The organism is Nocardioides rubriscoriae, from assembly GCF_008087085.1.
GTDB lineage: Bacteria > Actinomycetota > Actinomycetes > Propionibacteriales > Nocardioidaceae > Nocardioides > Nocardioides rubriscoriae.
In genome coordinates this window covers 664,602-687,468 of record NZ_VIYJ01000001.1, presented here as the reverse complement: position 1 = coordinate 687,468, position 22,867 = coordinate 664,602, and the positions used below count along the sequence as shown (strand labels likewise).

The following is a 22,867-nucleotide window of genomic DNA, read 5'->3' as shown; positions in this document are numbered from 1 at the left end:
GCCAGGTCGACGGTCAGGCCAGCAGGGCACCCGCGTGGGCCGGCACCACGAGCTGCTCGCCCAGCTCGACGCCCGCCTCGGTTGCGAACAGCAGCTCGCGCTGCGCGACGTCGAGGGTCACCGGGGCGTCGCCGAAGTTGACGACCAGGAGCAGGTCACCGCGGTGGACCCGCAGCACGCGGGCCACCTCGTCGACCTCGCACCGGTTGCGGGTGAAGGCCGGGTCGGTGAGCTCGGGACGCTCGCGACGCAGCCGGGCCAGCTGTCGGTAGACCTCGAGCATCCGGGCGCCGCGGGGCTCCTCGAGCTCGGACCAGTCGAGCTTGGACCGCTCGTAGGTGGCGGGGTCCTGCGGGTCGGGCACCACGGCGGGGTCCCAGCCCATCTTGGCGAACTCCTCGATCCGCCCCTCGGCCGTGGCCCTGCCGAGCTCGGGCTCGGTGTGGGAGGTGAAGAACTGGAACGGCGTGCGCGCGGCCCACTCCTCGCCCTGGAAGAGCATCGGGGTGAAGGGGCCGGCCAGGGTGAGCAGCGCGGCGCAGGCCAGCTGGTCGTCGTCGAGGACCTCGGTGATCCGGTCGCCGACCGCACGGTTGCCGACCTGGTCGTGATTCTGGCTGCAGACCACCAGCCGCCACGTCGGCATCGCCGCGGTGTCGATCGGGACGCCGTGGTCGCGCTCGCGGAAGGAGCTGAAGGTGCCGTCGTGGAAGAACCCGCGCTCGAGCACCTTGGCCAGGGCGCCCAGCGGCTCGAAGTCGGCGTAGTAGCCGGTCGTCTCGCGGGTCAGCGCCACGTGGACCGCGTGGTGGAAGTCGTCGCTCCACTGCGCGTCGAGGCCGTAGCCGCCGGCCTCGCGGGGGGTGACCAGGCGCGGGTCGTTGAGGTCGGACTCGGCGATCAGCGTCAGCGGTCGCCCCAGGTGGGCCGACAGGGCGGCCACCTCGATCGCCATCTCCTCGAGCAGGTGGGTCGGCGACCGGTCGTGCAGCGCGTGCACGGCGTCGAGCCGCAGGCCGTCGACGTGGAAGTCGCGCAACCACATCAGCGCGTTGTCGAGGATGTAGCGGCGCACCTCGGCCGAGCCCTCGCCGTCGAGATTGACCAGGTCGCCCCAGGTGCTGCGGCCCTGCGTGAGGTAGGGGCCGAACTCCGGGAGGTAGTTGCCTGAGGGGCCGAGGTGGTTGTAGACGACGTCCTGGATGACGCCCAGCCCGGCGGCGTGGCACCCGTCGACGAAGCGCTGGTAGGCCTCGGGGCCGCCGTAGGTCTCGTCGACGGCGTACCAGGCGACGCCGTCGTAGCCCCAGTTGTGGGTGCCGTTGAAGGAGTTGACCGGCATCAGCTCGACCAGGTCGACCCCGATCGAGCGGAGGTGGTCGAGCCGGCCGAGCGCGGCGTCGAGGGTCCCCTCGGGCGTGAAGGTGCCGAGGTGCAGCTCGTAGATCACCGCGCCGGCCAGCTGTCGACCCCGCCAGGTGTCGTCGCTCCACGAGAAGGTCTCGGGGCGGTGGGTTCGCGAGCGCTGGTGGACGCCCGCCGGCTGGCGCCGCGACCGCGGGTCGGGTCGGGGCACGTCCGAGTCGTCGATCAGGTAGCCGTAGTCGACGTCTCCCTCCGTCGGGTCGGGAACGGGCCCGGACGGGGTCCACCACCCGCCGTCCGTCTGGTGCATCGGCACGGTCTCATCGGCCACCGACAGTCGCAGCCGCGAGGCGCGGGGCGCCCACACGTCGAAGGGTCCTCGGGTGGTGGCGAGCGTGGTCATCTCAGTCCTCCTTGACCAGCAGGGCGACCGGGTAGGTCGCGAGCAGCCCGGACAGGGCACCGTCGGTGGGCCAGTCGGTGAGCAGGTCGCGCCACGACCCGGGGGGCAGGCGCAGCGTCGTGTCGCCCCACCCGCCGCGGGCGGCGAGGCCGAGCGGCAGCCGGGTGGCGACGGTGATGGCCCCGCCGCGGTCGAAGGCCAGCACGTGCTCGGCGCAGTCGCCGTCGGCGACCACCCCGGCGTACGTCGTGAACAGCTCGGGCCGGTCGCGGCGCAGCCGCAGCGCGGTGGACGTCACCAGCAGCTTGGCGCGCGCGGGGTGGTCGAGCGAGCTGTCGGCGAGCAGGGCGGCCCGCAGGTCGAAGTCGACCGGGCGCCGGTTGTCGGGGTCGACCAGCGACTGCTCCCACAGCTCGGAGCCCTGGTAGACGTCGGGGACGCCGGGCACCGTGAGCGCGACGGCCTTCGCGGCCAGGGCGTTGGTCCACCCCGGGTCGACGACGGTGGCCAGCAGCACCTCGAGCACCTCGCGCACGACGGCGTCGTCGAAGGCGGCGTCGACGGCCGCGTGCACCGCGGCCTCGAAGGTCTCGTCGGGCGCGGTCCAGGTGGTGCCGTCGCCGGCCTCGCGCATCGCCTTCTCGGCGTAGGCGTGCAGCCGCGGGCGCAGGTCGGCGTCGTCGGGGGCCCAGGCGCCGAGCACGGCCTGCCACAGCAGCGAGGCGAACGCCTCGGACGGCACGGGTGCCGCAGCCTGGAGGCGGGTCAGGGACTCGGTCCACTGCCCGGGCACCTCGGACAGCACGGTGATCCGGGCGCGGACGTCCTCGCCGCGCTTGGTGTCGTGGGTCGACAGGGTGGTCATGGCGCGCGGCCACGTCGCCTGTCGGTGGGCCATGGCAGCGTGGAACGCGTCGACGCCCACGCTGAAGTGCCCCGGGTCGCCCCCGACCTCGTTGAGCGAGGTGAGGCGGTTGAAGCGGTAGAACGCGCAGTCCTCCACGCCCTTGGCCATCACCGCACCGCTGGTCTGCTCGAAGCGCGGCGCGGCCGGCTGCGAGGCGTCGGCCAGCACCGGTACGACGGCCGCGAGGGCCGTGGCCAGATCGGGCCGGCGGCGCAGCGCGTCGGCGCGCGCGGTCTCGAGGTGCTCGAGCCCGTCGGGCGCGTAGGAGCGGTAGACCGGGAAGCACGCGACGAGCTCGGCGACGGCGTCGACGAGCTCGTCCTGGCTCACGCCGGCGCCGAGGTCGGGCAGCTCGCGGACCACGCGGCGTACCTCGGAGGACAAGATGCCGTCGGCGACCGCGCGCTTGGTGCCGTGCACCATCTCGGCGTAGTCGAGCCCGGAGCCCGGCAGGGCGAGCTCGGCGGCCGGGTCGGTCAGCACCCGGTCGACCAGCCCGAGGACGTCGTAGCCGGTGGTGCCGGCGGTCGCCCACGAGGTCGGCAGCTCCTCGCCGGGCTCGAGGATCTTCTCGACCAGCACGTAGGCGTCGCCGGTGAGCGCGGCCAGGTCGCGCAGGTAGGCCTGCGGGGCCCGCAGGCCGTCGGGGTGGTCGACGCGCAGGCCGTCGACCTGTCCCTCGGCGAACCAGCGCGCGATCTCGACGTGGCTCTCGTCGAAGACCCACGGCTCCTCGACACGGATGCCGGCGAGCGTGTTGACGGCGAAGAAGCGCCGCCAGTTGAGCCGGTCGTCAGCGGCGCGCCACGACACCAGCTCGAAGCCGTCGCCGGCCGGGAAGCGGTGGTCGTGGTAGGTCACGCCCTCGGGCGTGCGCTCGACCGAGGCCTCGTCGCCGTCGCCGACCACGGGCACTCGGACCCGGCCGTCACCTGCGTCCCAGTCGACGTCGAAGGCCTCGGCGTAGCGCGAGTCGCGCCCGCGGTCGAGCAGGTCCCACCACCACGCGTTGGCCGACGGGGTCGCCACGCCGACGTGGTTGGGCACGATGTCGACCAGGATGCCCAGGCCGAGGCGCCGGGCCTCGGCGACGAAGGTGTCGAAGCCCTCGCGACCGCCGCGGGCCGGGTCGATCCGGTCGTGACGCACGACGTCGTAACCGTGGTCGGAGCCGGGCTCGGCCTCCAGCAGCGGCGACAGGTAGACCCAGTCGACCCCGAGGTCGCGCAGGTAGGGCAGGCGCCGGGCGGCCTCGTGGAGGTCGAACGACGCCCGCACCTGCAGGCGGTAGGTGTTGGTCGGGACCTTGGCCGGGACCCCACCTGCGGTGGTCGTCACCCGGTCAGCCGTTCCGGGTCTGGGCGGCCACGGAGGCGGCGACCGAGTGGTCGGGCTCGCCCTCGGGCTCGTGGTACTCGCGCAGCACCAGCACGCTGGTGGTCTCCATGTGGAACGTGGAGCCCGCGGGGCAGGCCGCGGAGGCGTCGGCGGAGCCGCCGGTGTTGACGACGACCTCCCACGCCGCGGCGTACTCCTCGGGCGGCAGCGTCACGTCGGCCGGGCCGTCGGCGTTGAAGTAGAGCAGGAAGTGGTCGTCGGTGATGGTGCCACCGCGGGCGTCCTTGCCGGCGATGCCGTTGCCGTTGAGGTACATCCCGATCGCCTGCGAGCCGCCGTCCCAGTCCTCGTCCTCCATCGGGCGCCCGTCGAGGTGCAGCCACACGATGTCGTTGAGGCGCTCGGCACCGGGCTCGCCGATGCGGACCTCGCCGCCGGTGAAGAAGCGCTTGCGGCGGAAGGTCGGGTGGTTCTTGCGCAGGCGCACCAGCGCCGCGGTGAAGTCCATCAGCGGCTTGTCGACCTCGACCCAGTCCATCCAGGCGATCTCGGAGTCCTGGGCGTAGGTGTTGTTGTTGCCGTGCTGGGTGCGGCCCCACTCGTCACCGTGCAGGATCATCGGCACGCCCTGGCTGAGCAGCAGCGTGGCCAGCAGGTTGCGCTGGGCCCGCGAGCGCAGCGCGAGGATCTCGGGGTCGTCGGTCGGGCCCTCGGCGCCGTGGTTGTAGGACCGGTTGTGGTCCTCGCCGTCGCGGCTGTCCTCGCCGTTGGCCTCGTTGTGCTTCTCGTTGTAGGACACCAGGTCGCGCATCGTGAAGCCGTCGTGGGCGGTGATGAAGTTGATGCTGGCCACCGGACGCCGTCCGGAGTGCTCGTAGAGGTCGGAGGAGCCGGCCACCCGCGAGGCGAACTCGCCCAGGGCGGGCTCGCCGCGCCAGAAGTCCCGTACGACGTCGCGGTAGGCGCCGTTCCACTCGGTCCACTGCGGCGGGAAGCCGCCCACCTGGTAGCCGCCGGGGCCGATGTCCCACGGCTCGGCGATGAGCTTGACCTGGGAGACCACCGGGTCCTGCTGCACGAGCTCGAAGAACGCCGCGAGCCGGTCGACCTCGTAGAACTCGCGGGCCAGCGTCGAGGCGAGGTCGAAGCGGAACCCGTCGACGTGCATCTCGGTGACCCAGTAGCGCAGCGAGTCCATGATCAGCTGCAGCGCGTGGGGGTTGCCGACGTTGAGGGAGTTCCCGGTGCCGGTGTAGTCCATGTAGAACTTCCGGTCGTCGTCGACGGTCCGGTAGTAGGCGTGGTTGTCGATGCCGCGCATGCTCAGCGTCGGGCCGAGGTGGTTGCCCTCGGCGGTGTGGTTGTAGACCACGTCGAGGATGACCTCGATGCCGGCGGCGTGCATGGCCTTGACCATGCCCTTGAACTCCTGCACCTGCTGGCCGAGCTGGCCCGGCCCGCCGGTGGCGGCGTAGTCGGCGTGCGGGGCGAAGAAGCCGAGGGTGTTGTAGCCCCAGTAGTTGCGCAGGCCCTTCTCGAGCAGCGTGGAGTCCTGGATGAACTGGTGGACCGGCATCAGCTCGATCGCGGTGATGCCGAGCTGGGTCAGGTGCTCGGTGACGGCCGGGTGGGCCAGCCCGGCGTAGGTGCCGCGCATCTCCTCGGGCACGTCGGGGTGCTGCTGGGTCATGCCCTTGACGTGGGCCTCGTAGATGATCGTCTCGTTGTAGGGGTAGTTGAGGCGGCGGTCGCCCTCCCAGTCGAAGAACGGGTTGATCACGACGCCGTGCGTCATGTGGCCCGCGGAGTCGTCGTCGTTGCGGGAGTCCTCGTCGCCGAAGGTGTAGGAGAACAGGCTCTGGTCCCACTCGATCTCGCCGGCGGTCGCCTTGGCGTAGGGGTCGAGCAGCAGCTTGTGGGGGTTGCACCGCAGGCCCTGGGCGGGGTCCCACGGGCCGTGCACCCGGTAGCCGTAGCGCTGGCCCGGCTGCGCCTGCGGGAGGTAGCAGTGCCAGATGTGGGCGTCGACCTCGGTCACCTCGACGCGCGTCTCGGTGAACCCGTCGGACCCGTCGGGGGTGAACAGGCACAGCTCGACCCGGTCGGCGACCTCGCTGAACAGGGCGAAGTTGGTGCCGGTCCCGTCGAACGTCGCCCCCAGTGGGTAGGCCTGCCCCGGCCACACGGCAGGTTGCTCGGGAATGGTGGGGGTCTCGGTCACGGTGCCTCCGGGTGATGCGCGGCGTACGTCTGGCGATGCATATTGGATCGATCCAAGCACACGCGGCATGCGCCGCGAACCCTTCGTAGGGGGGAGCATGACGTCGCGGAGATCACCCCGCGGGTCGGCTACCGGCCGGTAGGATCCGGCCCATGAAGCGCGAGATCTACGACGAGGACCACGAGGCTTTCCGCGGATCCGTCCGCGAGTTCCTGGAGCGGTCGGTGATCCCCCACGTGGAGGAGCACGCCAAGAACAAGGCCCTGCCGCGCGAGTTCTGGCTCGAGGCCGGCAAGCAGGGGTTCCTCGGTCTCGAGATCCCCGAGGAGTACGGCGGGGTCGGGGCCGGCGACTACCGGTTCAACGCCGTCCTGGCCGAGGAGATGAACAAGGTCAACGCGGCCCTCGGCTCCTGCTGGGGCATCCACGCCGACATCACCGCCCCCTACATCGTCGAGCTCGGCACCGACGAGCAGCGCAAGCGGCTGCTGCCCGGCGTCGCCGCCGGGGAGGTGCTCCTCGCGATCGGCATGACCGAGCCGTCCGGCGGGTCCGACCTCGCCGCGCTCAAGACCACCGCCGTCCGCGACGGCGACGACTGGGTCGTCAACGGCTCCAAGACCTTCATCACCAACGGCTACTCCGCCGACGTCGTGGTGACCGCGGTGCGCACCTCGCCCGAGAAGAAGGCCCGCGGCATCACTCTCTTCGCGCTGCCCACGGCCGCCGAGGGCTTCAGCCGCGGCCGCAAGCTCGACAAGGTCGGCCAGGACGAGTCCGACACCGCCGAGCTGTTCTTCGAGAACGTCCGCGTCACCGACGCCGACATCGTCGGCGAGCTCGACAACGGCTTCATCCACATGATGCAGAACCTTCCGCAGGAGCGACTGGGCTGCGCGATCTCCAACCTCGCGCACGTCAAGCAGATCCTCGCCGAGACGATCGTCTACTGCCAGGAGCGCAAGGCCTTCGGCGCGAGCATCGGCTCCTTCCAGCACAACAAGTTCCTCCTCGCCGAGCTGGTCACGCAGATCGACGTCACCCAGGCCTACGTCGACCAGTGCGTCATCGCCCACACCAAGAAGGAGCTGACCCCGGTCGACGCCGCCAAGGCCAAGTGGTGGACCTCGCAGGTGCAGAACGACGTGCTCGACCACTGCGTCCAGCTCCACGGCGGCTACGGCTTCATGAACGAGTACCGCGTGGCCCGCGCCTGGCGCGACGCCCGCGTCTCGAAGATCTGGGCCGGCTCCAACGAGATCATGAAGGAGCTCATCGGCCGCGACCTCGGGCTGTGATGTCTGGTCGCCTCCCCGAGGTGGGGTGCGGTCCGCTGGTCTCGTGTCGGGCTGGGACGATCGGGGCGTGACTGCTGACGTACGCCCCCTGACCCACGACGACCTCGACTGGGTCGCCGGGCTCACCGCCGTACGACGCGAGTCGCTGGCCCCTCACGCGCCGAGGTTCTGGCGCCCGGCGGCGGGCGCGACCGCCAAGCACCGCACGTTCCTGGGCCGCCTGGTCGACGACCCGGCCGCGCTGACCCTGCGGACCGAGCACGGCTACCTGATGGCGCTGGGCGACGACACCCGGCGCGTGGTCGACGACATGGCCGTCGCCGAGGGTCACTGGGTCGACGAGGGGGTCGCGCTGCTGCAGGCCGTCGTCGAGCAGGCGGCGACCGTCCGGTTCGTCGTGCCGGTCGCCGAGGCCGAGCGGCGGGCGACGGCCGAGGCGGTCCGATTGCGTCCGGTGGAGACGTGGTGGCACCGCGACCTGCCGCTGGTGCAGGTGCGTGGCGAGGGTGACCGCGTCGAGCTCAGCACCGCCGGGGCGCGCGGCCGGCTGGTGCCCGCTCCGCCGGTCTACGACCCCGGCGGCCCGGTCCTGCTGGTCGCCGACGTCGAGACCGGCGCGGCCCTGGGCCTGCTCGAGGACGAGGCCGCCGAGCGCGGTGCGACGGTGTCGGTGGTCACCCAGCGGGCCGACGACCTGATGCGCGAGCTGCTCCTGGTCGAGGCCGGCTACGTGCGCACGACCGCGTTCTTCGAGACGATCGACGCATGACCTCCGACGCCTCCGCCTCGACCGACCCCTCGGAGCTCGAGCCCGGACCCCACGCGAGCGAGCCGGCCGAGCACGAGGAGGGCATCTCCCAGCGCCTCAACTGGCTGCGCGCCGCGGTCCTCGGCGCCAACGACGGCATCGTGTCGACCGCCGGCATCGTCGTCGGTGTCGCCGGCGCCACCACCGACCGCACCTCGATCCTGGTCGCCGGGGTGGCCGGCCTGGTGGCCGGCGCGCTCAGCATGGCCGCCGGTGAGTACGTCTCGGTCTCCACCCAGCGCGACTCCGAGCGGGCCCTGCTGCGCAAGGAGCAGCGCGAGTTGCTCGAGGAGCCCGAGGAGGAGCTCGCCGAGCTCGCGGGCCTCTACGTCGACCGCGGCCTCGACCCCGACCTGGCCCTCCAGGTGGCCACCCAGCTGACCGCCAAGGACGCGCTCGCCGCGCACGCCGAGGTCGAGCTCGGCATCGACCCCCACGACCTGACCAGCCCGTGGCGCGCCGCGTTCGCCTCGATGGTGTCGTTCACCATCGGCGCGATCCTGCCGCTGCTCACCATCACCCTCGCCGCCCAGTCGCTGCGGGTGCTGGTCACGGTCATCGCGGTCGCGATCGCCCTGGCCATCACCGGGTTCTCCAGCGCCCGCCTGGGGTTCGCGCCGCCGGGCCGTGCGGTCGCCCGCAACGTCGGGGGAGGCCTGTTCGCCATGGTGGCGACCTACGCCGTCGGCGCGGCGCTCGGCACCCGCATCGGCTGAGCCGTGCGCATGTTCGTGGCGGTCGTGCCGCCCGACGACGCCGTCGAGCACCTCGACGAGTTCCTCGAGCCCCGACGCGAGCACGGCGTGTTCCGCTGGACCTCGCCCGAGCAGCTCCACGTCACCCTCGCGTTCCTCGAGGAGGTGCCCGACCGCGCCCTCGACCCGCTGGTCGAGGGCCTGCAGCGCGCCGCGGCGCGGCGTACGCCGATCGGGACGCGCGTGGCCGGCGGCGGTGCGTTCCCCGACCCGTCGCACGCCAAGGTGCTCTACGCCGGGCTCGACCTCACCGTCGACGCCCGCAGCGAGCTCGACCGTCTCGCCACCGGGGCCCGCGCGGCCGCCGGTCGCGCCGGTCTCGCGGTCGACGGCCAGCGCTTCCGGCCACACGTCACCGTGGCGCGCACCGGGCGGCCGCAGGAGGTGACCCGGTGGGTCCGTCTCCTCGACGCCTACGAGGGCCCGGCCTGGGCCGTGGAGCAGCTGGTCCTGGTGGAGTCCCACCTCGGGGAGGGGCCGCGCCGGCGTCCGCGCCACGAGGTGGTCGCGGTCCTGCCCCTGGGTCGTGCCACGTGATCGGGGTCACGCTCGGCTAGGTTCGTCGTCGTGAGACTGGCCGTGGCACGGGAGACCCGCGAGGGCGAGACGCGGGTGGCCATGGTCCCCGAGCTCGTCGCCAAGCTGACGGCGCTGGGCTACGAGGTGGTCGTCGAGCCGGGCGCCGGGCGCGGCGCGCTGGCGACCGACGACGACTACGTTGACGCCGGTGCGCTCGTCGACGAGCATGCGCTCGACTCGGCCGACCTGGTCGTGGCGGTCCAGCCCCTCGAGACCGGCGCCGTACACCGGTTGCGCCGGGGCGCGGTCGTCGTGTCGTTCCTGCCCGCGGGCCAGGAGCTCGGCCTGGTCGCCGACCTGCGCGACTGCGGGGTGACCGCCCTGGCGATGGAGCTGGTGCCCCGCATCTCGCGGGCGCAGTCGATGGACGCGCTCAGCTCGCAGAGCCTGGTCAGCGGCTACCGCTGCGCGATCGTCGCCGCTGGGCTGCTGCGTCGGTTCTTCCCGCTCAACATGACCGCCGCCGGCACCGTCCAGCCCGCCGAGGTCGTCGTGCTCGGGGCCGGGGTGGCGGGGCTGCAGGCCATCGCGACGTCCAAGCGGCTCGGGGCCGTCGTCCGCGCCTACGACGTGCGCGCGGCCGCCGCCGAGGAGATCCGCTCGATGGGGGCCAAGGCCATCGAGCTCGACCTGCCGACGCTCGAGGGCGCCGGGGGCTACGCCCGCGAGATGACCGACGAGCGCGCCGCCCTGCAGCGCGAGCTGCTCACGCCGTACGTCGCCCGCGCAGACGCGCTCATCACGACCGCCGCGGTGCCCGGGCGCCGGGCGCCGGTGCTGGTCACCGCGGCGATGGTCGAGCAGATGCAGCCTGGCTCGGTCGTCGTCGACCTGGCCGCCGACAGCGGCGGCAACGTCGAGGGCGTCGTGGCCGGCGAGGTGGTCCGCATCGGCAACGCCCAGGTCTGGGGCGGGCGCAACGTGCCGGCCCAGATGCCCGGCCCGGCCTCGCGCCTCTACGCCCAGAACGTGCTCAACCTCGTCACGCTGCTGACCCGCGACGGCGCGCTCGACCCCGACCTCGCCGACGAGATCGTCGCCGGGGCCTGCGTCACCCACGACGGCGAGATCCGCCACGAACCCACCCGCCTGGCCCTCGAAGGAGCGCAGTCGTGAACAACGACGTCACCTGGCTGACCTACTTCGTCCTCAGCGTCTTCGTCGGCATCGAGGTCATCTCCAAGGTGTCCTCGACGCTGCACACGCCGCTGATGTCGGGGGCCAACGCCATCCACGGCGTCATCCTGCTCGGCGCGATCCTCGTCGCCGGCGAGGCCGACGGGTTCGCCCTGGTCGTCGCGCTGGTCGCGGTCGTGCTCGCCGCAGTCAACATGGTCGGCGGCTTCGTGGTGACCGACCGGATGCTGCAGATGTTCATCCGCAGGCCCGCGTCTCGACAGGCTCGACGACCGGGTAAGGAGGTCTGATGCCGACCTGGGCCGAGGTCGTCTTCCTCCTCTGCGCGGTCGGGTTCATCCTGGCCCTCAAGGGCCTGTCGGGGCCCAGGACCGCCCGTACCGGCAACCTCGTCGGCGCCGCCTCGGCCGTCGTGGCCTGCGTCGTCCCGTTCTTCTACGCCGACCTCGACCACGTCGCGCTCATCCTCGTCGCGATCGCCCTCGGCACCGCGGTCGGCGCGGTCGGCGCGCAGCGCGTGCAGATGACCCAGATGCCGCAGATGGTCGCGCTGTTCAACGGCGTCGGCGGCGGTGCCGCCGCGCTGGTCGCGCTGCTCGAGCTGCAGCACTTCGCCGAGGCCGCCGACCTGGGTCTCGACGTCCAGGTGGCCTACCTCGTCGCGACCGCGTTCACGATCCTCGTCGGCGCGGTCTCCTTCTCCGGCTCGGTGGTCACCTTCGCCAAGCTGCAGGAGCTGATGACCTCGCGGCCCGTCGTCTTCCCGGGCCTGCCGGTCCTCTTCGGCGGCGGGTTCCTGGCCGCGCTGGTGCTGGCCGGGATGATCGTGGACGAGCCGGCCACGTGGGCCGGCATCGTGCTGGCCCTGGTCGGTCTCGCGCTCGGCGTGCTGCTCGTGCTGCCGGTCGGCGGCGCCGACGTTCCGATCGTCATCTCGCTGCTCAACGCCTTCACCGGCCTCACCGTCGCGGCCGGCGGCTATGTCCTGCAGAACACCGTGCTCCTGGTCGCCGGCACCCTCGTGGGAGCCTCGGGCACGTTCCTCACCCTGCTGATGGCCGGGGCGATGGGCCGCTCGGTGAGCAACATCCTCTTCGGCGCCCTCAAGGGCGGTTCCACGCTCGGGTCGGGGGAGGCCTCCGACCGCCCGGTGCGCAGCGCCTCGCCCGAGGACGTCGCGATCCTGCTCGGCTACGCCGAGAAGGTCATCGTCGTCCCCGGCTACGGCCTGGCGGTCGCCCAGTCGCAGCACACCCTGCGCGAGCTCGTCGAGGTGCTGATGGCCCGCGGCACCGAGGTCGACTACGCGATCCACCCCGTCGCCGGCCGGATGCCCGGCCACATGAACGTGCTGCTCGCCGAGGCTCAGGTGCCCTACGAGCAGCTCAAGGAGATGGACGACATCAACGGCGAGTTCCGCCAGACCGACGTCGTCCTGGTCGTCGGCGCCAACGACGTCGTCAACCCCGCCGCCCGGACCACCCCGAGCGCCCCGATCTACGGCATGCCGATCCTCGACGTCGACGAGGCCCGTCAGGTCGTCTTCCTCAAGCGCTCCATGCGTCCCGGTTTCGCCGGCATCGAGAACGAGCTGCTCTTCGAGCCGCAGACCACGCTGCTCTTCGGCGACGCCAAGGACTCGCTCAGCAGGCTGCTGGCGGCCGTCAAGGCGCTCTGACCGGATAGTCGTGGACCTTCCGCACGCGGTGCGGAACGTCCACGACTATCGGGGTCGGGCCGTGGCCGTGAGTGAGGGTCAGCCGGCGACGCCGTACAGGCGGTCGCCGGCGTCGCCGAGGCCGGGCACGATGTAGCCCTTCTCGTTGAGCCGCTCGTCCATCGCCGCGGTCACGACGGTGACCGGCACGGCGAGCCCCTCGAGCTCGCGCTCGAGGTTGGCGCAACCCTCGGGGGCGGCGAGCAGGCACACGCAGGTGATGTGGTCGGCGCCGCGGTCGGTGAGGAAGCGGATCGCCGCGGCGAGGGTGCCGCCGGTCGCTAGCATCGGGTCGAGCACGTAGCACTGGCGGCCGGACAGGTCGTCGGGCAGCCGCTCGGCGTACGTCGCCGCCTCGAGCGTCTCCTCGTTGCGGACCATGCCGAGGAAGCCCACCTCGGCGGTGGGGAGCAGCCGCATCATGCCGTCGAGCATGCCGAGCCCGGCGCGCAGGATCGGCACGACCAGGGGCTTGGGGCTGGCGAGCTTGGTGCCGGTCATGGGGGCGACCGGGGTGACGATCTCGTCGGGCTCGACGCGCACCTCGCGCGTCGCCTCGTAGGCCAGCAGGGTCACCAGCTCGTCGGCGAGCCGCCGGAACGTCGGCGAGTCGGTCTGCTGGTCGCGCAGCACGGTGAGCTTGTGGGCCACGAGCGGGTGGTCGACGACGTGGGTGCGCATGCGTGAACCCTAGTAGTGCCGGGGGGAAGTGCCGGGGGGAAGGTATTGACCGCGCGCGGGGGGAACGTGCCACTCTGGACGCATGGCCGAGCTGCTCGAGTCCGTCGACTTCGCTGTGGCCGCCTTCCGTCACGACGGTGACTGGGTGGTCCAGGAGCTCGCCCACGACCTCGAGGCCGACGTCGCCGTGCTGTCCCACGCCCTGGGTCGCTTCTCCGAGGACGCCGGCGCGCTGGCGTTCGTCGGGCTCGACGACGACTTCTTCGTGATCCTGCGGGTCTCGGCCGGTCGCACCCGCGTGCTGCTGTCCGACATCAGTGCGGCCGACGAGTGGGAGCTGGCGGCGTCGACGATCGACTTCCTCGGGCTGCCGTTCCCCGAGGACGACGACGACCAGGTGCCCGCCGGCGACCTCGACCTGCTCGGTGACCTCGGACTGCCGGCCCTCGAGCTCGAGCTGATGCTCGACGACCCCGACCTCTACCCCGAGGAGGTCCTCTCCGACGTCGCCCGCCGCATCGGCTTCGGCGAGCTGTTCGACGACGCGGTGGGTCTGACCACTGCGTGACGTCCGGGAGGTCCCCGACCGGCGGTGGCACGAGCCGATGCGCGCTGCCCTGGCCGAGGCCCACGCTGCCCTCGACACCGGCGACGTGCCGATCGGCGCGGTCGTCGTCGACGGGTCCGGCGCCGTGCTCGGTCGGGGTCGCAACGTCCGCGAGGCCCAGCACGACCCCACCGGCCACGCCGAGGTCGTCGCCCTGCGCGAGGCCGCCCGGGCCCGTGGCGCGTGGCGTCTGGACGGCTGCACCCTCGTCGTCACGCTGGAGCCGTGCACCATGTGCGCCGGGGCGTCGGTGCTGTCGCGCGTCGACCGGGTCGTCTTCGGCGCCCACGACGACAAGGCCGGCGCCGTCGGGTCGTTGTGGGACGTCGTGCGCGACCGCCGGCTCAACCACCGACCCGAGGTCGTGAGCGGCGTCCTGGCCCAGGAGTCACGCGTGCTGCTCGAGGAGTTCTTCCGCGGCCACCGGTGAGACAACCCGATTCGGCGGGCGCCGGAGGCTACCGGTAACCTCTCCCGCGGTGGCGTGTCCGAGCGGCCGAAGGTGCAACACTCGAAATGTTGTGTGGGGTCAAACCCACCGTGGGTTCAAATCCCACCGCCACCGCCAGCCATTGCGTTCCACGCACGAGAACCCCCGACCGTCTCCGGTCGGGGGTTCTCGCGTCTCAGGCGCGCCGGGTGCGGCTCGGGCACCTCCTGCTCGAGGTCACCACGATGGGCGCCGACATCGGTTCCCTCGACGTCCTCGACGACGGGGAGCAGGACGACCAGCGGCTGCACGACTTCCCGACCGTCGCGCGGCTGCGCCCCGGGCTGACCGAGGACCACGCCGCCGCCGAGTTCGAGGAGGCCCTCGAGGAGCTCCTCAACCGCATCGCCGGCATCCGCGTCGAGCTCTGAGCGCCGACCGGGCCGGGTGCGAGGATGGCCGCATGCACGCGACGTCGATGAGCTCCGGCACCTCCGACCCCGCCCAGCGCACCGGGCAGGCCGTGCCGCACCCCGTGTCGCTCCGCCTGGGCGGGCGTCCGCTGCCCGCGGTCGGCACCGCCCGCGTCTACGTCTGCGGCATCACGCCCTACGACGTCACCCACCTCGGCCACGCGGCCACCTTCGTGTGGGCCGACGTGCTGGCCTCGGTGCTCGAGTCGACCGGCGTCGACGCCCTGGTATGTCGCAACATCACCGACGTCGACGACGTGCTGACCACCGCCGCCCGCGAGCGCGGTCGCTACTACGACGAGTTCGCGCTGACCCAGGAGGCGACGTTCGAGAGCAGCATGCGCGCACTGCGCGTGGCGACGCCGGCCGCACAACCACGGGCCCGCCACCACGTCGAGGCGGTGCAGCAGCTGGCCCAGGGGCTGCTCGACCTCGGGGCGGCCTACGAGCGCGACGGCACCGTGTGGTTCCGCGGCGCCGACGTGCCCGAGATGGCGGGCGTGCCGCGCGAGCGGGCGCTCGCCCTCGCGGCGGCGTACGGCGACGAGCCCGACGACCCGGCCAAGGACGACCCGTTCGACGTCGCGGTCTGGCGCCCCTCGTCGGCCGAGCACCCGGCGTGGCCGAGCCCGTGGGGCTGGGGCCGCCCGGGGTGGCACGCCGAGTGCGCCGCGATGGCGATCGCCGTGCACGGCGCGTCGGTCGACGTGCTTGTCGGCGGCGACGACCTGGTGTTCCCCCACCACGCCTACCAGGGCGCGATGGTCGGGGCCGTGACCGGCGTCTCGCCGTTCAGCCGCGCCACGCTCCACGTGGGCGAGGTCCGGCTCGACGGCGACAAGATGGCCAAGTCGACCGGCAACCTCGTGCTCGTCGACGACGTGCTGACCTCCTGCCAGCCCGCCGCGCTGCGCACGCTCCTGGTCGACCGCCCCCACGACGAGCCGTGGAGCTACGACCCCGCCGACATCACCCTGGCCGAGGGGCGCCTCGAGCGTCTCTACGCCGCCGCCGGCAGGAGCGGTGCCTCGGCCGCGGCCGTGGGCGCCGTGGTGGCGCGGCTGCGCGACGGCCTCGACGTGCGCGGGGCCCTCGACGTGGCCGAGGACGAGGGCGGCGAGGCCGCCCGGCGCGTGGTCACCCTGCTGCGCCTGGGCTGAGTGATCGCGGGACGGGTCCGAGGACCGGCCGGTCCCCCATAGATCGGCCGGTCCTCGTCGTACCCGCTGCCGGGGCGACCGACCCCCCATGTGTCGGCCGCCCCGCGGGTGGCTAGAGGGTGCTCCTGCACACCGCGAGGAGTGATCCGTCGGCGTCGCCGGTGTAGATGGCCCAGCCGTCGTCGAAGCTCACCTGCTCGACCCGGCCGTCGCGCTCGACCAGGGCGGAGCCGGGGATGACGTCGGCGCCGAAGCCCGTGCGGGAGCAGTCGTGCGCGACCATCAGCGCGTCGAGCTCGGCCTGGGCCGCGTCGACGGACGTGCCCGGTCCCGGGACCGGGCCGGTCGCGCCCTGCGCCGCCGCCACGACGGGGCCCACGGCCAGCAGCGCCACCGTCGCGGCGACGCCCAGCTTGAGGGCGCCGACGGAACGGCGGAGCACAGGGCTCGGCGTACGCAGCATGGGGGGCTCCGTGGGTCGGGAGGAGAGCACGGGGGAGGCGGTGCGGGTCGTGCGGGCCGGACACGGTGTCAACGAGAACGTGTTCTCGAGGTCACGGGGCCGTGATGCAGGACACCGACTGGTCCGGACCAGTGCCGATGCGAGGATGGCGCCATGACGACCGTGACGTGGTTCGCCTCTCCCGCTGACGCCTCCGAGCGGTTGCACGAGGTGGGCTACCTGGCCGACCCGGCGACCAGCACGACGTCCTACCTCGCCGGGGCGCTGGAGAAGCCGCTGCTCGTCGAGGGTCCGGCCGGGGTCGGCAAGACCGAGCTCGCCAAGGCGGTCGCGCGGGCGACCGGGGCCGAGCTGGTGCGGTTGCAGTGCTACGAGGGCCTCGACGAGGCGCGCGCGCTCTACGAGTGGAACTACAAGAAGCAGCTGCTGCGCATCCAGGCCTCCCAAGCCCGGTCATCGGACGGCGACGAGACGTGGGACGCGACCCACGACGACATCTTCACCGAGGATTTCCTGCTCACCCGCCCGTTGCTGAGCGCGATCCGGCGCGAGGAGCCGACCGTGCTGCTCATCGACGAGGTCGACAAGACCGACATCGAGGTCGAGGGCCTGCTGCTCGAGGTGCTGTCGGACTTCCAGGTCACGATCCCCGAGCTCGGCACGATCAGCTCGACGCGTCGGCCGTTCGTCGTGCTCACCAGCAACGCCAGCCGCGAGCTGTCCGAGGCGGTCAAGCGTCGCTGCCTCTACCTCCACCTCGACTACCCCGACGCCGAGCGTGAGCGCGAGATCGTCGCCTCCCAGGTGCCCGACCTCGACGACCGGGTGACCCGCCAGCTCGTCGCCACCATCTCCCGGCTGCGCGAGCTCGAGCTCAAGAAGGCGCCGTCGATCGCCGAGTCCGTCGACTGGGCGCGCACCCTGGTCGCCCTCGAGATCGGCGACCTCGACGACAAGGCGATCGCCGACACCCTCGGGGTGATCCTCAAGCACCGCTCCGACCACGACCGGGCGGTCAAGGAGCTGAAGCTGCGGTGACGGGAGGCTCGCGGTCGGGGTTGGTGGACCGGCACATCGCGTTCCTCGAGGCGCTGCGCGCAGCCGGGCTGCCGGTCTCGCTGGCCGAGGACCTCGACGCCGTCGCCGCGCTGACGGCGCTCGACTGGACCGACCGCACCCAGGTCAAGGAGGGGTACGCCGCGACGCTGGTCAAGCGCCAGGTCCAGCGACCGATCTTCGAGGCCCTCTTCGACCTCTACTTCCCGCGGCTCGTCGGCAGCGGCGTGGCCGGGCTCGACCGGGCGGACGCCGAGGGGCAGGCCGGGGCCGACGCGTCACCGGTGCGCGACAACGGCGCCGCGCTCGCGGAGTTCCGCGAGCAGCTGGCGCTGGCCCTCGAGGCCGGTGACGAGCAGCGCCTGCAGGAGCTGGCCGCCGAGATGGTCGGCCGTTTCGGCGCCATGCCCGGCCGCGGGCCCGGCCTGTCGTCGTGGTCGGCGTACACCGCGATGCAGCGGGTGGCGCCCTCCGAGCTCGTCGACCGCATCGTCGCGGCGCTGCTCGGCGAGGGACTCACGCAGGAGGAGGCCGAGCGTGGCGCCGGCCGGCGGGTGGGGGCGTTCACCCAGCGGGTCGAGGCCGACGCCCGGCGCCGGATCGCGGAGGAGAAGGGCGCTGACCACGTCGCCAACGTCGCCCTGCGCCCCAGCATCGACCGGCTCGACTTCTCCGCCGCCCGGCGCAGCGACCTCGAGGAGATGCGCCGCGAGATCTACCCCCTCGCCCGGCGCCTGGCGACCCGGCTGACCAAGGAGCACCACGCCCGCCGCCGCGGGCCGCTCGACTTCCGGCGTACGGTCCGGGCCTCGATGTCGACCGGTGGGGTGCCGATCACCACCCACCACCGCCCCAAGCGGCCGCACCGCACCGAGCTGGTCGTGCTTTGCGACGTCAGCGGGTCGGTGGCCAGCTTCGCCCAGTTCACCCTGCTGCTGGTCTTCGCCCTGCGCGACCAGTTCCAGAAGGTGCGGGCCTTCACCTTCATCGACCACGTCCACGAGGTCACCCACCACTTCACGCCCGGCGCCGACGTCGCCGACGTGATGGCCGACCTGGCCGCGAGCACCGCTCACGCCGCGCTCTGGGGCCGCACCAACTACGGCCGCGCGCTCACCAAGTTCGTCGAGGAGCACCCCGACGCCGTCGGCCCCAAGACCTCGCTGCTGGTCCTCGGCGACGCGCGCTCCAACTACAGCGACCTGCACGAGGGCGTGCTGCGCGAGCTGGCGGGCACCGCCCGCCACGCCTGGTGGCTCAACCCCGAGCACCGCCGCCACTGGGGCACCGGCGACTCCGCCGCCACGACGTACGGCGAGATCGTGCCGATGGTCGAGTGCCGCAACCTGACCCAGCTCGCGGAGTTCGTGCACGACCTGGCGCTGTGACGCCTCAGCCCGCCAGGTAGCCCAGCTCGACCAGCCGGGCGATCTCGCGCACCAGGGCGGGGTGGGTGGAGGCGTCGGCCGCGCGGGCCCCCGCGACGTGGCCGTCGCGGCCGCCGTCGTGGACGACGGTGACGCGGTTGTCGGCGCCCGAGCCGATCAGCGAGCCGAGCAGGGCGACGGGGTCGGAGCGGTCCTCGAGCGAGAGCACCCGGGTGGGCCCGGGGATGCGCGGCACGTGGGCCGAGGGGGCGCCGGCGGTGACGACCTGGTCGACCACGAACTCCGCCGAGGCCGCGGCGGCCGCGACCTCCGCGGCCACGGCACCCCCCTGGGCCGCCCCGACCAGCAGCACGCGGGCGTCGTCGTCGCCCTCGACGGCCGACTCGATCGAGCGCACGACGTGGGCGGCGTACGACGTCTGGTCACCACCGACCAGCCGCAGCCGTCGGCCGGTGCCGACGTCGGTGCCGACGTCGGGGCCGGGCAGGTAGACGACGTAGCGGCTCTCGGCCACCCGGTGGCAGGTGACGCTCGACGTGGCGGTCGCCAGGGCGGTCAGCAGGTCGGTGAGGGTGCGGGGGGCGGAGGTGCCGGTGGCCCCGCCGGACGCGGCATGGGTCGCGGCGGCCTCGACGACGCCACCGGCGACGTCGCGCAGCGCCGCGTCGTAGCGGGTGTCGAAGGGTGCGACGCCGATCGCGCGCAGGCCACCCTGCCCGGCGAGGCGGCCCTGGTCGCCGGCCAGCACCCCGGCGGTGAGCAGCGAGCGCATCCGCAGCCCGTCGAGCAGGCCACCGCCCCCGCTGGTGACGTGCTCCATCAGCTCGGGGTTGGAGCCGGCGAGCTCGTCGAGGTAGGCCGCGACGCCGTCGCGGTCGAGCGCGTCGGTCTCGATCAGCCCGGCCGCCACGATCGCGCCCCCGAGCGCCACCTCGGGCGCGAGGTAGCCGATGGCCCGGCCCGCGATCGAGCCCAGCGTCTTGTACGCCGCCGACTGCAGCTCGTCGATCCAGCGGTAGGTCACGACGGTGGCGCGCAGCACCAGTGCGTCGGCGTCGAGCTCGATCGAGCGGGTGAGCAGGCCGTGGCGGCCCGTGGTCGCGCCCCGGACGTCGTCCTCGGCCTGGGCCCACGTCGTCGGCGACAGCGGCTCGGACTCGGTGAAGGCGGGTTCGGCGACGACGTCGGCCCCGAGCGCGGCCCGCTGTCGCACCTCCTCGCCGGCGTCGTCGAAGAGCGCCGCGAGGCGCATCATCCGGTCGTACTTGTCGGCCAGGTCGGCGGCGCGCGCCGGGTCGGGCTCGCTCACGACACGATCCCCGGGAGCACGATGTCGGAGAGCACGGGCGCGAGGTCGGCGGCGAGGTCGGCGGGGTCGACGGTCGCCAGCCTCACGCGTGTCGTGCTGCCGTCGTGGTGGGGGTGCAGGGTCCGCCAGCCGTCGGCCAGCAGCACCCAGGAGCGCACCCCGACGACGGTGGTCTGCTCGCGCGAGACGTCGGCGACCAGCACCCGCAGCCGCCCTTGCGTCTCGGCGCCGAGCGCCTGCAGCAGCCCGGTCACCTCGGCGGCCGGCACCGTGCGGCCGGCGGCGTCGCGCACGGCTCCCTCGTGCTGGGAGGTGAGCACCGGGAGCAGGTCGGTGCGGCCGCCCGCGGCGGCCTCGACCGCGGCGTCGGCGAGCTCGTAGGGCAGGTCGACGTAGGCCGGGACGCGCGACTCGCGCAGGGACAGGTCCTCGGGGAGCACGCCGACCCGGTCCAGCTCGGCCGGCCACGCCGAGGCCGGGAACCACGCGAGCTCGAACACGATGCCGTCGCTGGTCGCCAGGGTCGCGACCGCGCCCGCGGCGGCCCGGTGCCACGCCTTGACCTGGACGTCGCCGACCGCGACGTCGATCTCGACGGCGTACGTCGGGGTGGCCAGCAGGCCCACCGCGCCGGCCACCCCCTCGTCGAGGACGTCGTCCACGAGCAGCCCGCGCCGGGCCAGGGTCGCGGCCGGGTCGTGCAGCGACGCGACCGCGGTGAGGTAGGCCCGGTCCTCGGTGGTGCCGCGGCTGACCCCCAGCCGGTTCTCGAGCGCGGGTACGTCGCCGGGCTCGGTGACGTCGAACGGCAGCGGGGCGCCACCGGCACGGGCGGCGACGAGCTGGAGCTCGGGCAGGGTGAGCGCGACGCGACGCGGCAGGGCGGCGAGCAGCGAGCCCGGGGTCGGGGTCGGGGTGCTGAGGTCGATCGTGGTCACAGGGGTCCTCTCACAGGCCGGGCAGCTCGACGGCGAGCCAGTCGCGGTGCCCGCTCGGCGGCGCCTCGAAGGCGCAGAGCGTGACGTCGTCGGGGTCGGGGCCGGCGGACGCGCGGGCCGCCCGGGCCGTCCGGGCCGTCCGGGTGCGGGCCTCGGCGACCAGCTCGCCGACCCGTCGCTCGATCGCGGCGATGGCCTCCTGCTGCGACTCGACCTCGTGCAGGTGCCGCTCGAGGGAGTCGGCGGCCGTCTCGTGCTGGGCCGCGGCCCCGCGCAGGCGGGTCGCGCGCTCAGTGACCCGCACCCGCATCGAGTCGGCGGCCCGTCCGGTCCAGCCGGTCGACTCGGTGCGGGCGACCAGCTGGTCGGCGAGCCCGCGGAGGTCGACGGCCTGCTCGCGGAGCTGGTCGACGCGGCGCCGCAGGACCTCGGTGTCGCCGTACATGTCTGTCCTTCCGCGTCCGGTCCGGTCCCCGTTCCCTGCATCGCCTGACGCGAAACGCTCGGCACGGCAGGATGGGCGGGTCACGAAGGGGTGGTCGTCATGGGTGGTGTGCGCCGTCTGGTCGCGTGGGTCCTGTCAGGCGTGGTGTCCGTGGGTGCCGGAGCCCTGACGCTACCGGCAGCACAGGCCGAGGAGGCCGACACCGGCGCCGGGGTGCGCAGCGTCGTCTTCGTCGGCAACAACTGGGAGGGCACCGCGACCCTGCTCGACCCCCGCACGTTCCGTCCGGTCGCGACGATCGACGTCGTGCCCGACTACGTCGAGCGCCTGCGCGAGATCGCCGCCGACCCCTACCGGCTCACCTACTTCCTGGCGATCCGCGCGGCCATCGGCGAGGGCAACGACCAGTTCGTCGACGACATGTACTCCTCGCTCGACGGCCGGCTCGTCGTCATCTCGCGGCCGTCGTTCGCCGACGTCGTGGCGATCAGCCTGCGCACGCGCAGGATCGTGTGGCGCTTCAAGGTCGCCGGCGTGCGCTCGGACCACATGGCGGTCTCGCCCGACGGACGGCGGGTGGTGGTGAGCGCCTCGACCGGCAACGTCGTGCACGTCCTGCGCATCCGCGACGGCAAGGAGCTGGGCCGGTTCACCTCCGGCGGGTCGCCGCACGAGAGCACCTTCATCGACGGCGGCCGCCGCATCCTGCACGCGAGCATCGGCACGGTCTACAGCCCCCTGGACGAGCCCGGCATCCCCGACCCGCTCGAGGGCGAGCGGGTCCTGCAGATCGTCAACGCGCGGACGCTGGAGGTGGAGCGGCGCTACGACCTGCGCAAGGCCCTCGACGCCCGCGGTCTCGACCAGGTCAGCACCTCGGTGCGGCCGATCACGATCTCGCCGGACGAGCAGAAGTTCTACTTCCAGCTGTCGTTCCTGCACGGGTTCGTCGAGCTCGACCGCGCCTCGGGCAGGATCACCCGGGTCGTGCGGCTGCCCAACCTGGTGCCCGAGACCCCCCGCGCGGCCTACGTCCTCGACTCGGCCCACCACGGCATCGCCATGAACCGGTCGGGTCGCCGGATCTGCGTCGCGGGCACGATGAGCGACTACGCGACGATCGTCGTGCCGGCGCGTCGCTGGGGCCACACCCGGCTCCTCCACGGCGGCCTGAAGCCCTACTGGGTCACCCCGTCGGCCGACGGCCGCTACTGCTACATCTCGTGGGCCGGCTCCGACACGGTCTCCCGGATCTCCTACAAGACCGCCCGCATCGTCACCACGACCCGTGTGGGCGACCACCCGCAGCGGGTGCGCAACGGGTTCGTCCGACGCGACTACCTGGCGGGCCTGGGCTTCCACGCCTCGTCGGCGCCCTAGGCCCCTCGC

At 73.0% G+C, this 22,867-nt stretch carries 22 protein-coding genes and 1 tRNA gene; 15 read left to right on the top strand and 8 right to left on the bottom strand.

Annotation, left to right across the window (positions count from 1 at the left end; translation table 11 throughout):
• Positions 1-13: 13 nt before the first annotated feature.
• The 3 genes from treZ to glgX are packed head-to-tail and all read right to left on the bottom strand — an operon-like array spanning position 14 to position 6,234.
• A complete protein-coding gene (gene treZ, locus FZC61_RS03305; RefSeq protein ID WP_148612398.1) occupies positions 14-1,768 on the bottom strand; it encodes a malto-oligosyltrehalose trehalohydrolase in 1,755 nt (584 codons plus the stop codon).
• A gap of 1 nt (position 1,769) precedes the next feature.
• A complete protein-coding gene (treY, locus tag FZC61_RS03300; protein WP_148612396.1) occupies positions 1,770-4,013 on the bottom strand; it encodes a malto-oligosyltrehalose synthase in 2,244 nt (747 codons plus the stop codon).
• Positions 4,014-4,017: 4 nt separating this feature from the next.
• Positions 4,018-6,234, bottom strand: a complete 2,217-nt coding sequence (gene glgX, locus FZC61_RS03295) for a glycogen debranching protein GlgX (RefSeq protein WP_246142489.1) — start codon at positions 6,232-6,234, stop codon at positions 4,018-4,020.
• A gap of 152 nt (positions 6,235-6,386) precedes the next feature.
• On the opposite strand from glgX, the gene FZC61_RS03290 reads away from it, so the two are divergent.
• From FZC61_RS03290 to FZC61_RS03260, 7 genes are all read left to right on the top strand, one after another.
• Entirely contained in the window at positions 6,387-7,532 is a 1,146-nt protein-coding gene (locus FZC61_RS03290; RefSeq protein ID WP_148612392.1) for an acyl-CoA dehydrogenase family protein, read from the top strand.
• A gap of 67 nt (positions 7,533-7,599) precedes the next feature.
• Positions 7,600-8,301, top strand: a complete 702-nt coding sequence (locus tag FZC61_RS03285) for a hypothetical protein (protein ID WP_148612390.1) — start codon at positions 7,600-7,602, stop codon at positions 8,299-8,301.
• The gene (locus FZC61_RS03280; protein ID WP_148612388.1) at positions 8,298-9,056 is read left to right on the top strand and encodes a VIT1/CCC1 transporter family protein; all 759 of its coding nucleotides are present in this window, start codon (positions 8,298-8,300) and stop codon (positions 9,054-9,056) included. Before FZC61_RS03285 ends, FZC61_RS03280 begins: the two co-directional genes overlap by 4 nt.
• Positions 9,057-9,065: 9 nt before the next feature.
• Positions 9,066-9,632, top strand: coding sequence for an RNA 2',3'-cyclic phosphodiesterase (thpR, locus tag FZC61_RS03275; protein ID WP_246142500.1), 567 nt, complete (start codon positions 9,066-9,068; stop codon positions 9,630-9,632).
• 30 nt (positions 9,633-9,662) lie between these two features.
• Positions 9,663-10,790: an NAD(P) transhydrogenase subunit alpha gene (locus tag FZC61_RS03270; RefSeq protein ID WP_148612384.1), complete on the top strand. Its 1,128-nt coding sequence runs from the start codon at positions 9,663-9,665 to the stop codon at positions 10,788-10,790.
• Complete coding sequence (locus tag FZC61_RS03265; RefSeq protein ID WP_148612382.1) at positions 10,787-11,101, top strand: NAD(P) transhydrogenase subunit alpha part 2; 315 nt, start codon at positions 10,787-10,789, stop codon at positions 11,099-11,101. Before FZC61_RS03270 ends, FZC61_RS03265 begins: the two co-directional genes overlap by 4 nt.
• Positions 11,101-12,489, top strand: a complete 1,389-nt coding sequence (locus tag FZC61_RS03260) for an NAD(P)(+) transhydrogenase (Re/Si-specific) subunit beta (protein WP_148612380.1) — start codon at positions 11,101-11,103, stop codon at positions 12,487-12,489. The genes FZC61_RS03265 and FZC61_RS03260 overlap by 1 nt, the downstream gene beginning before the upstream one ends.
• Before the next feature lie 78 nt (positions 12,490-12,567).
• On the opposite strand, the gene upp is transcribed toward FZC61_RS03260, so the two are convergent.
• Positions 12,568-13,209: a uracil phosphoribosyltransferase gene (gene upp, locus FZC61_RS03255; RefSeq protein WP_148612378.1), complete on the bottom strand. Its 642-nt coding sequence runs from the start codon at positions 13,207-13,209 to the stop codon at positions 12,568-12,570.
• Positions 13,210-13,291: 82 nt separating this feature from the next.
• Between upp and FZC61_RS03250 the strand changes: the two genes are divergently transcribed.
• The 5 genes from FZC61_RS03250 to FZC61_RS03230 all read left to right on the top strand — a co-directional run bounded on the left by FZC61_RS03250 (position 13,292) and on the right by FZC61_RS03230 (position 15,879).
• On the top strand, positions 13,292-13,777 hold the full coding sequence (locus FZC61_RS03250; RefSeq protein ID WP_148612376.1) for a tRNA adenosine deaminase-associated protein: 486 nt from the start codon (positions 13,292-13,294) through the stop codon (positions 13,775-13,777).
• A 37-nt stretch (positions 13,778-13,814) separates the two neighbouring features.
• On the top strand, positions 13,815-14,246 hold the full coding sequence (gene tadA / locus FZC61_RS03245; RefSeq protein WP_148612374.1) for a tRNA adenosine(34) deaminase TadA: 432 nt from the start codon (positions 13,815-13,817) through the stop codon (positions 14,244-14,246).
• A 48-nt stretch (positions 14,247-14,294) separates the two neighbouring features.
• Positions 14,295-14,384, top strand: a tRNA-Ser gene (locus FZC61_RS03240).
• A gap of 71 nt (positions 14,385-14,455) precedes the next feature.
• Positions 14,456-14,677: a hypothetical protein gene (locus FZC61_RS03235; RefSeq protein WP_148612372.1), complete on the top strand. Its 222-nt coding sequence runs from the start codon at positions 14,456-14,458 to the stop codon at positions 14,675-14,677.
• Between the two features lie 32 nt (positions 14,678-14,709).
• On the top strand, positions 14,710-15,879 hold the full coding sequence (locus FZC61_RS03230) for a cysteine--tRNA ligase (RefSeq protein WP_211357056.1): 1,170 nt from the start codon (positions 14,710-14,712) through the stop codon (positions 15,877-15,879).
• Positions 15,880-15,991: 112 nt separating this feature from the next.
• Here the strand turns inward: FZC61_RS03230 and FZC61_RS03225 are convergent, their stop codons facing one another.
• The gene (locus FZC61_RS03225) at positions 15,992-16,321 is read right to left on the bottom strand and encodes a hypothetical protein (protein WP_148612370.1); all 330 of its coding nucleotides are present in this window, start codon (positions 16,319-16,321) and stop codon (positions 15,992-15,994) included.
• A 174-nt stretch (positions 16,322-16,495) separates the two neighbouring features.
• On the opposite strand from FZC61_RS03225, the gene FZC61_RS03220 reads away from it, so the two are divergent.
• On the top strand, positions 16,496-17,380 hold the full coding sequence (locus tag FZC61_RS03220) for an AAA family ATPase (RefSeq protein WP_148612368.1): 885 nt from the start codon (positions 16,496-16,498) through the stop codon (positions 17,378-17,380).
• A gap of 23 nt (positions 17,381-17,403) precedes the next feature.
• Positions 17,404-18,786, top strand: coding sequence for a vWA domain-containing protein (locus FZC61_RS03215; RefSeq protein ID WP_246142488.1), 1,383 nt, complete (start codon positions 17,404-17,406; stop codon positions 18,784-18,786).
• Positions 18,787-18,790: 4 nt separating this feature from the next.
• Here FZC61_RS03215 and FZC61_RS03210 read toward each other — a convergent pair whose 3' ends face one another.
• Genes FZC61_RS03210 through FZC61_RS03200 form a run of 3 tightly spaced genes read right to left on the bottom strand, consistent with a single transcriptional unit; the run spans position 18,791 to position 21,478 of the window.
• Complete coding sequence (locus FZC61_RS03210; protein WP_148612364.1) at positions 18,791-20,095, bottom strand: hypothetical protein; 1,305 nt, start codon at positions 20,093-20,095, stop codon at positions 18,791-18,793.
• The gene (locus tag FZC61_RS03205) at positions 20,092-21,033 is read right to left on the bottom strand and encodes a hypothetical protein (protein WP_148612362.1); all 942 of its coding nucleotides are present in this window, start codon (positions 21,031-21,033) and stop codon (positions 20,092-20,094) included. The genes FZC61_RS03210 and FZC61_RS03205 overlap by 4 nt, the downstream gene beginning before the upstream one ends.
• Before the next feature lie 10 nt (positions 21,034-21,043).
• Positions 21,044-21,478, bottom strand: coding sequence for a hypothetical protein (locus tag FZC61_RS03200; protein WP_148612360.1), 435 nt, complete (start codon positions 21,476-21,478; stop codon positions 21,044-21,046).
• Between the two features lie 150 nt (positions 21,479-21,628).
• On the opposite strand from FZC61_RS03200, the gene FZC61_RS03195 reads away from it, so the two are divergent.
• Complete coding sequence (locus tag FZC61_RS03195) at positions 21,629-22,858, top strand: YncE family protein (protein ID WP_246142487.1); 1,230 nt, start codon at positions 21,629-21,631, stop codon at positions 22,856-22,858.
• Positions 22,859-22,867: the final 9 nt, after the last annotated feature.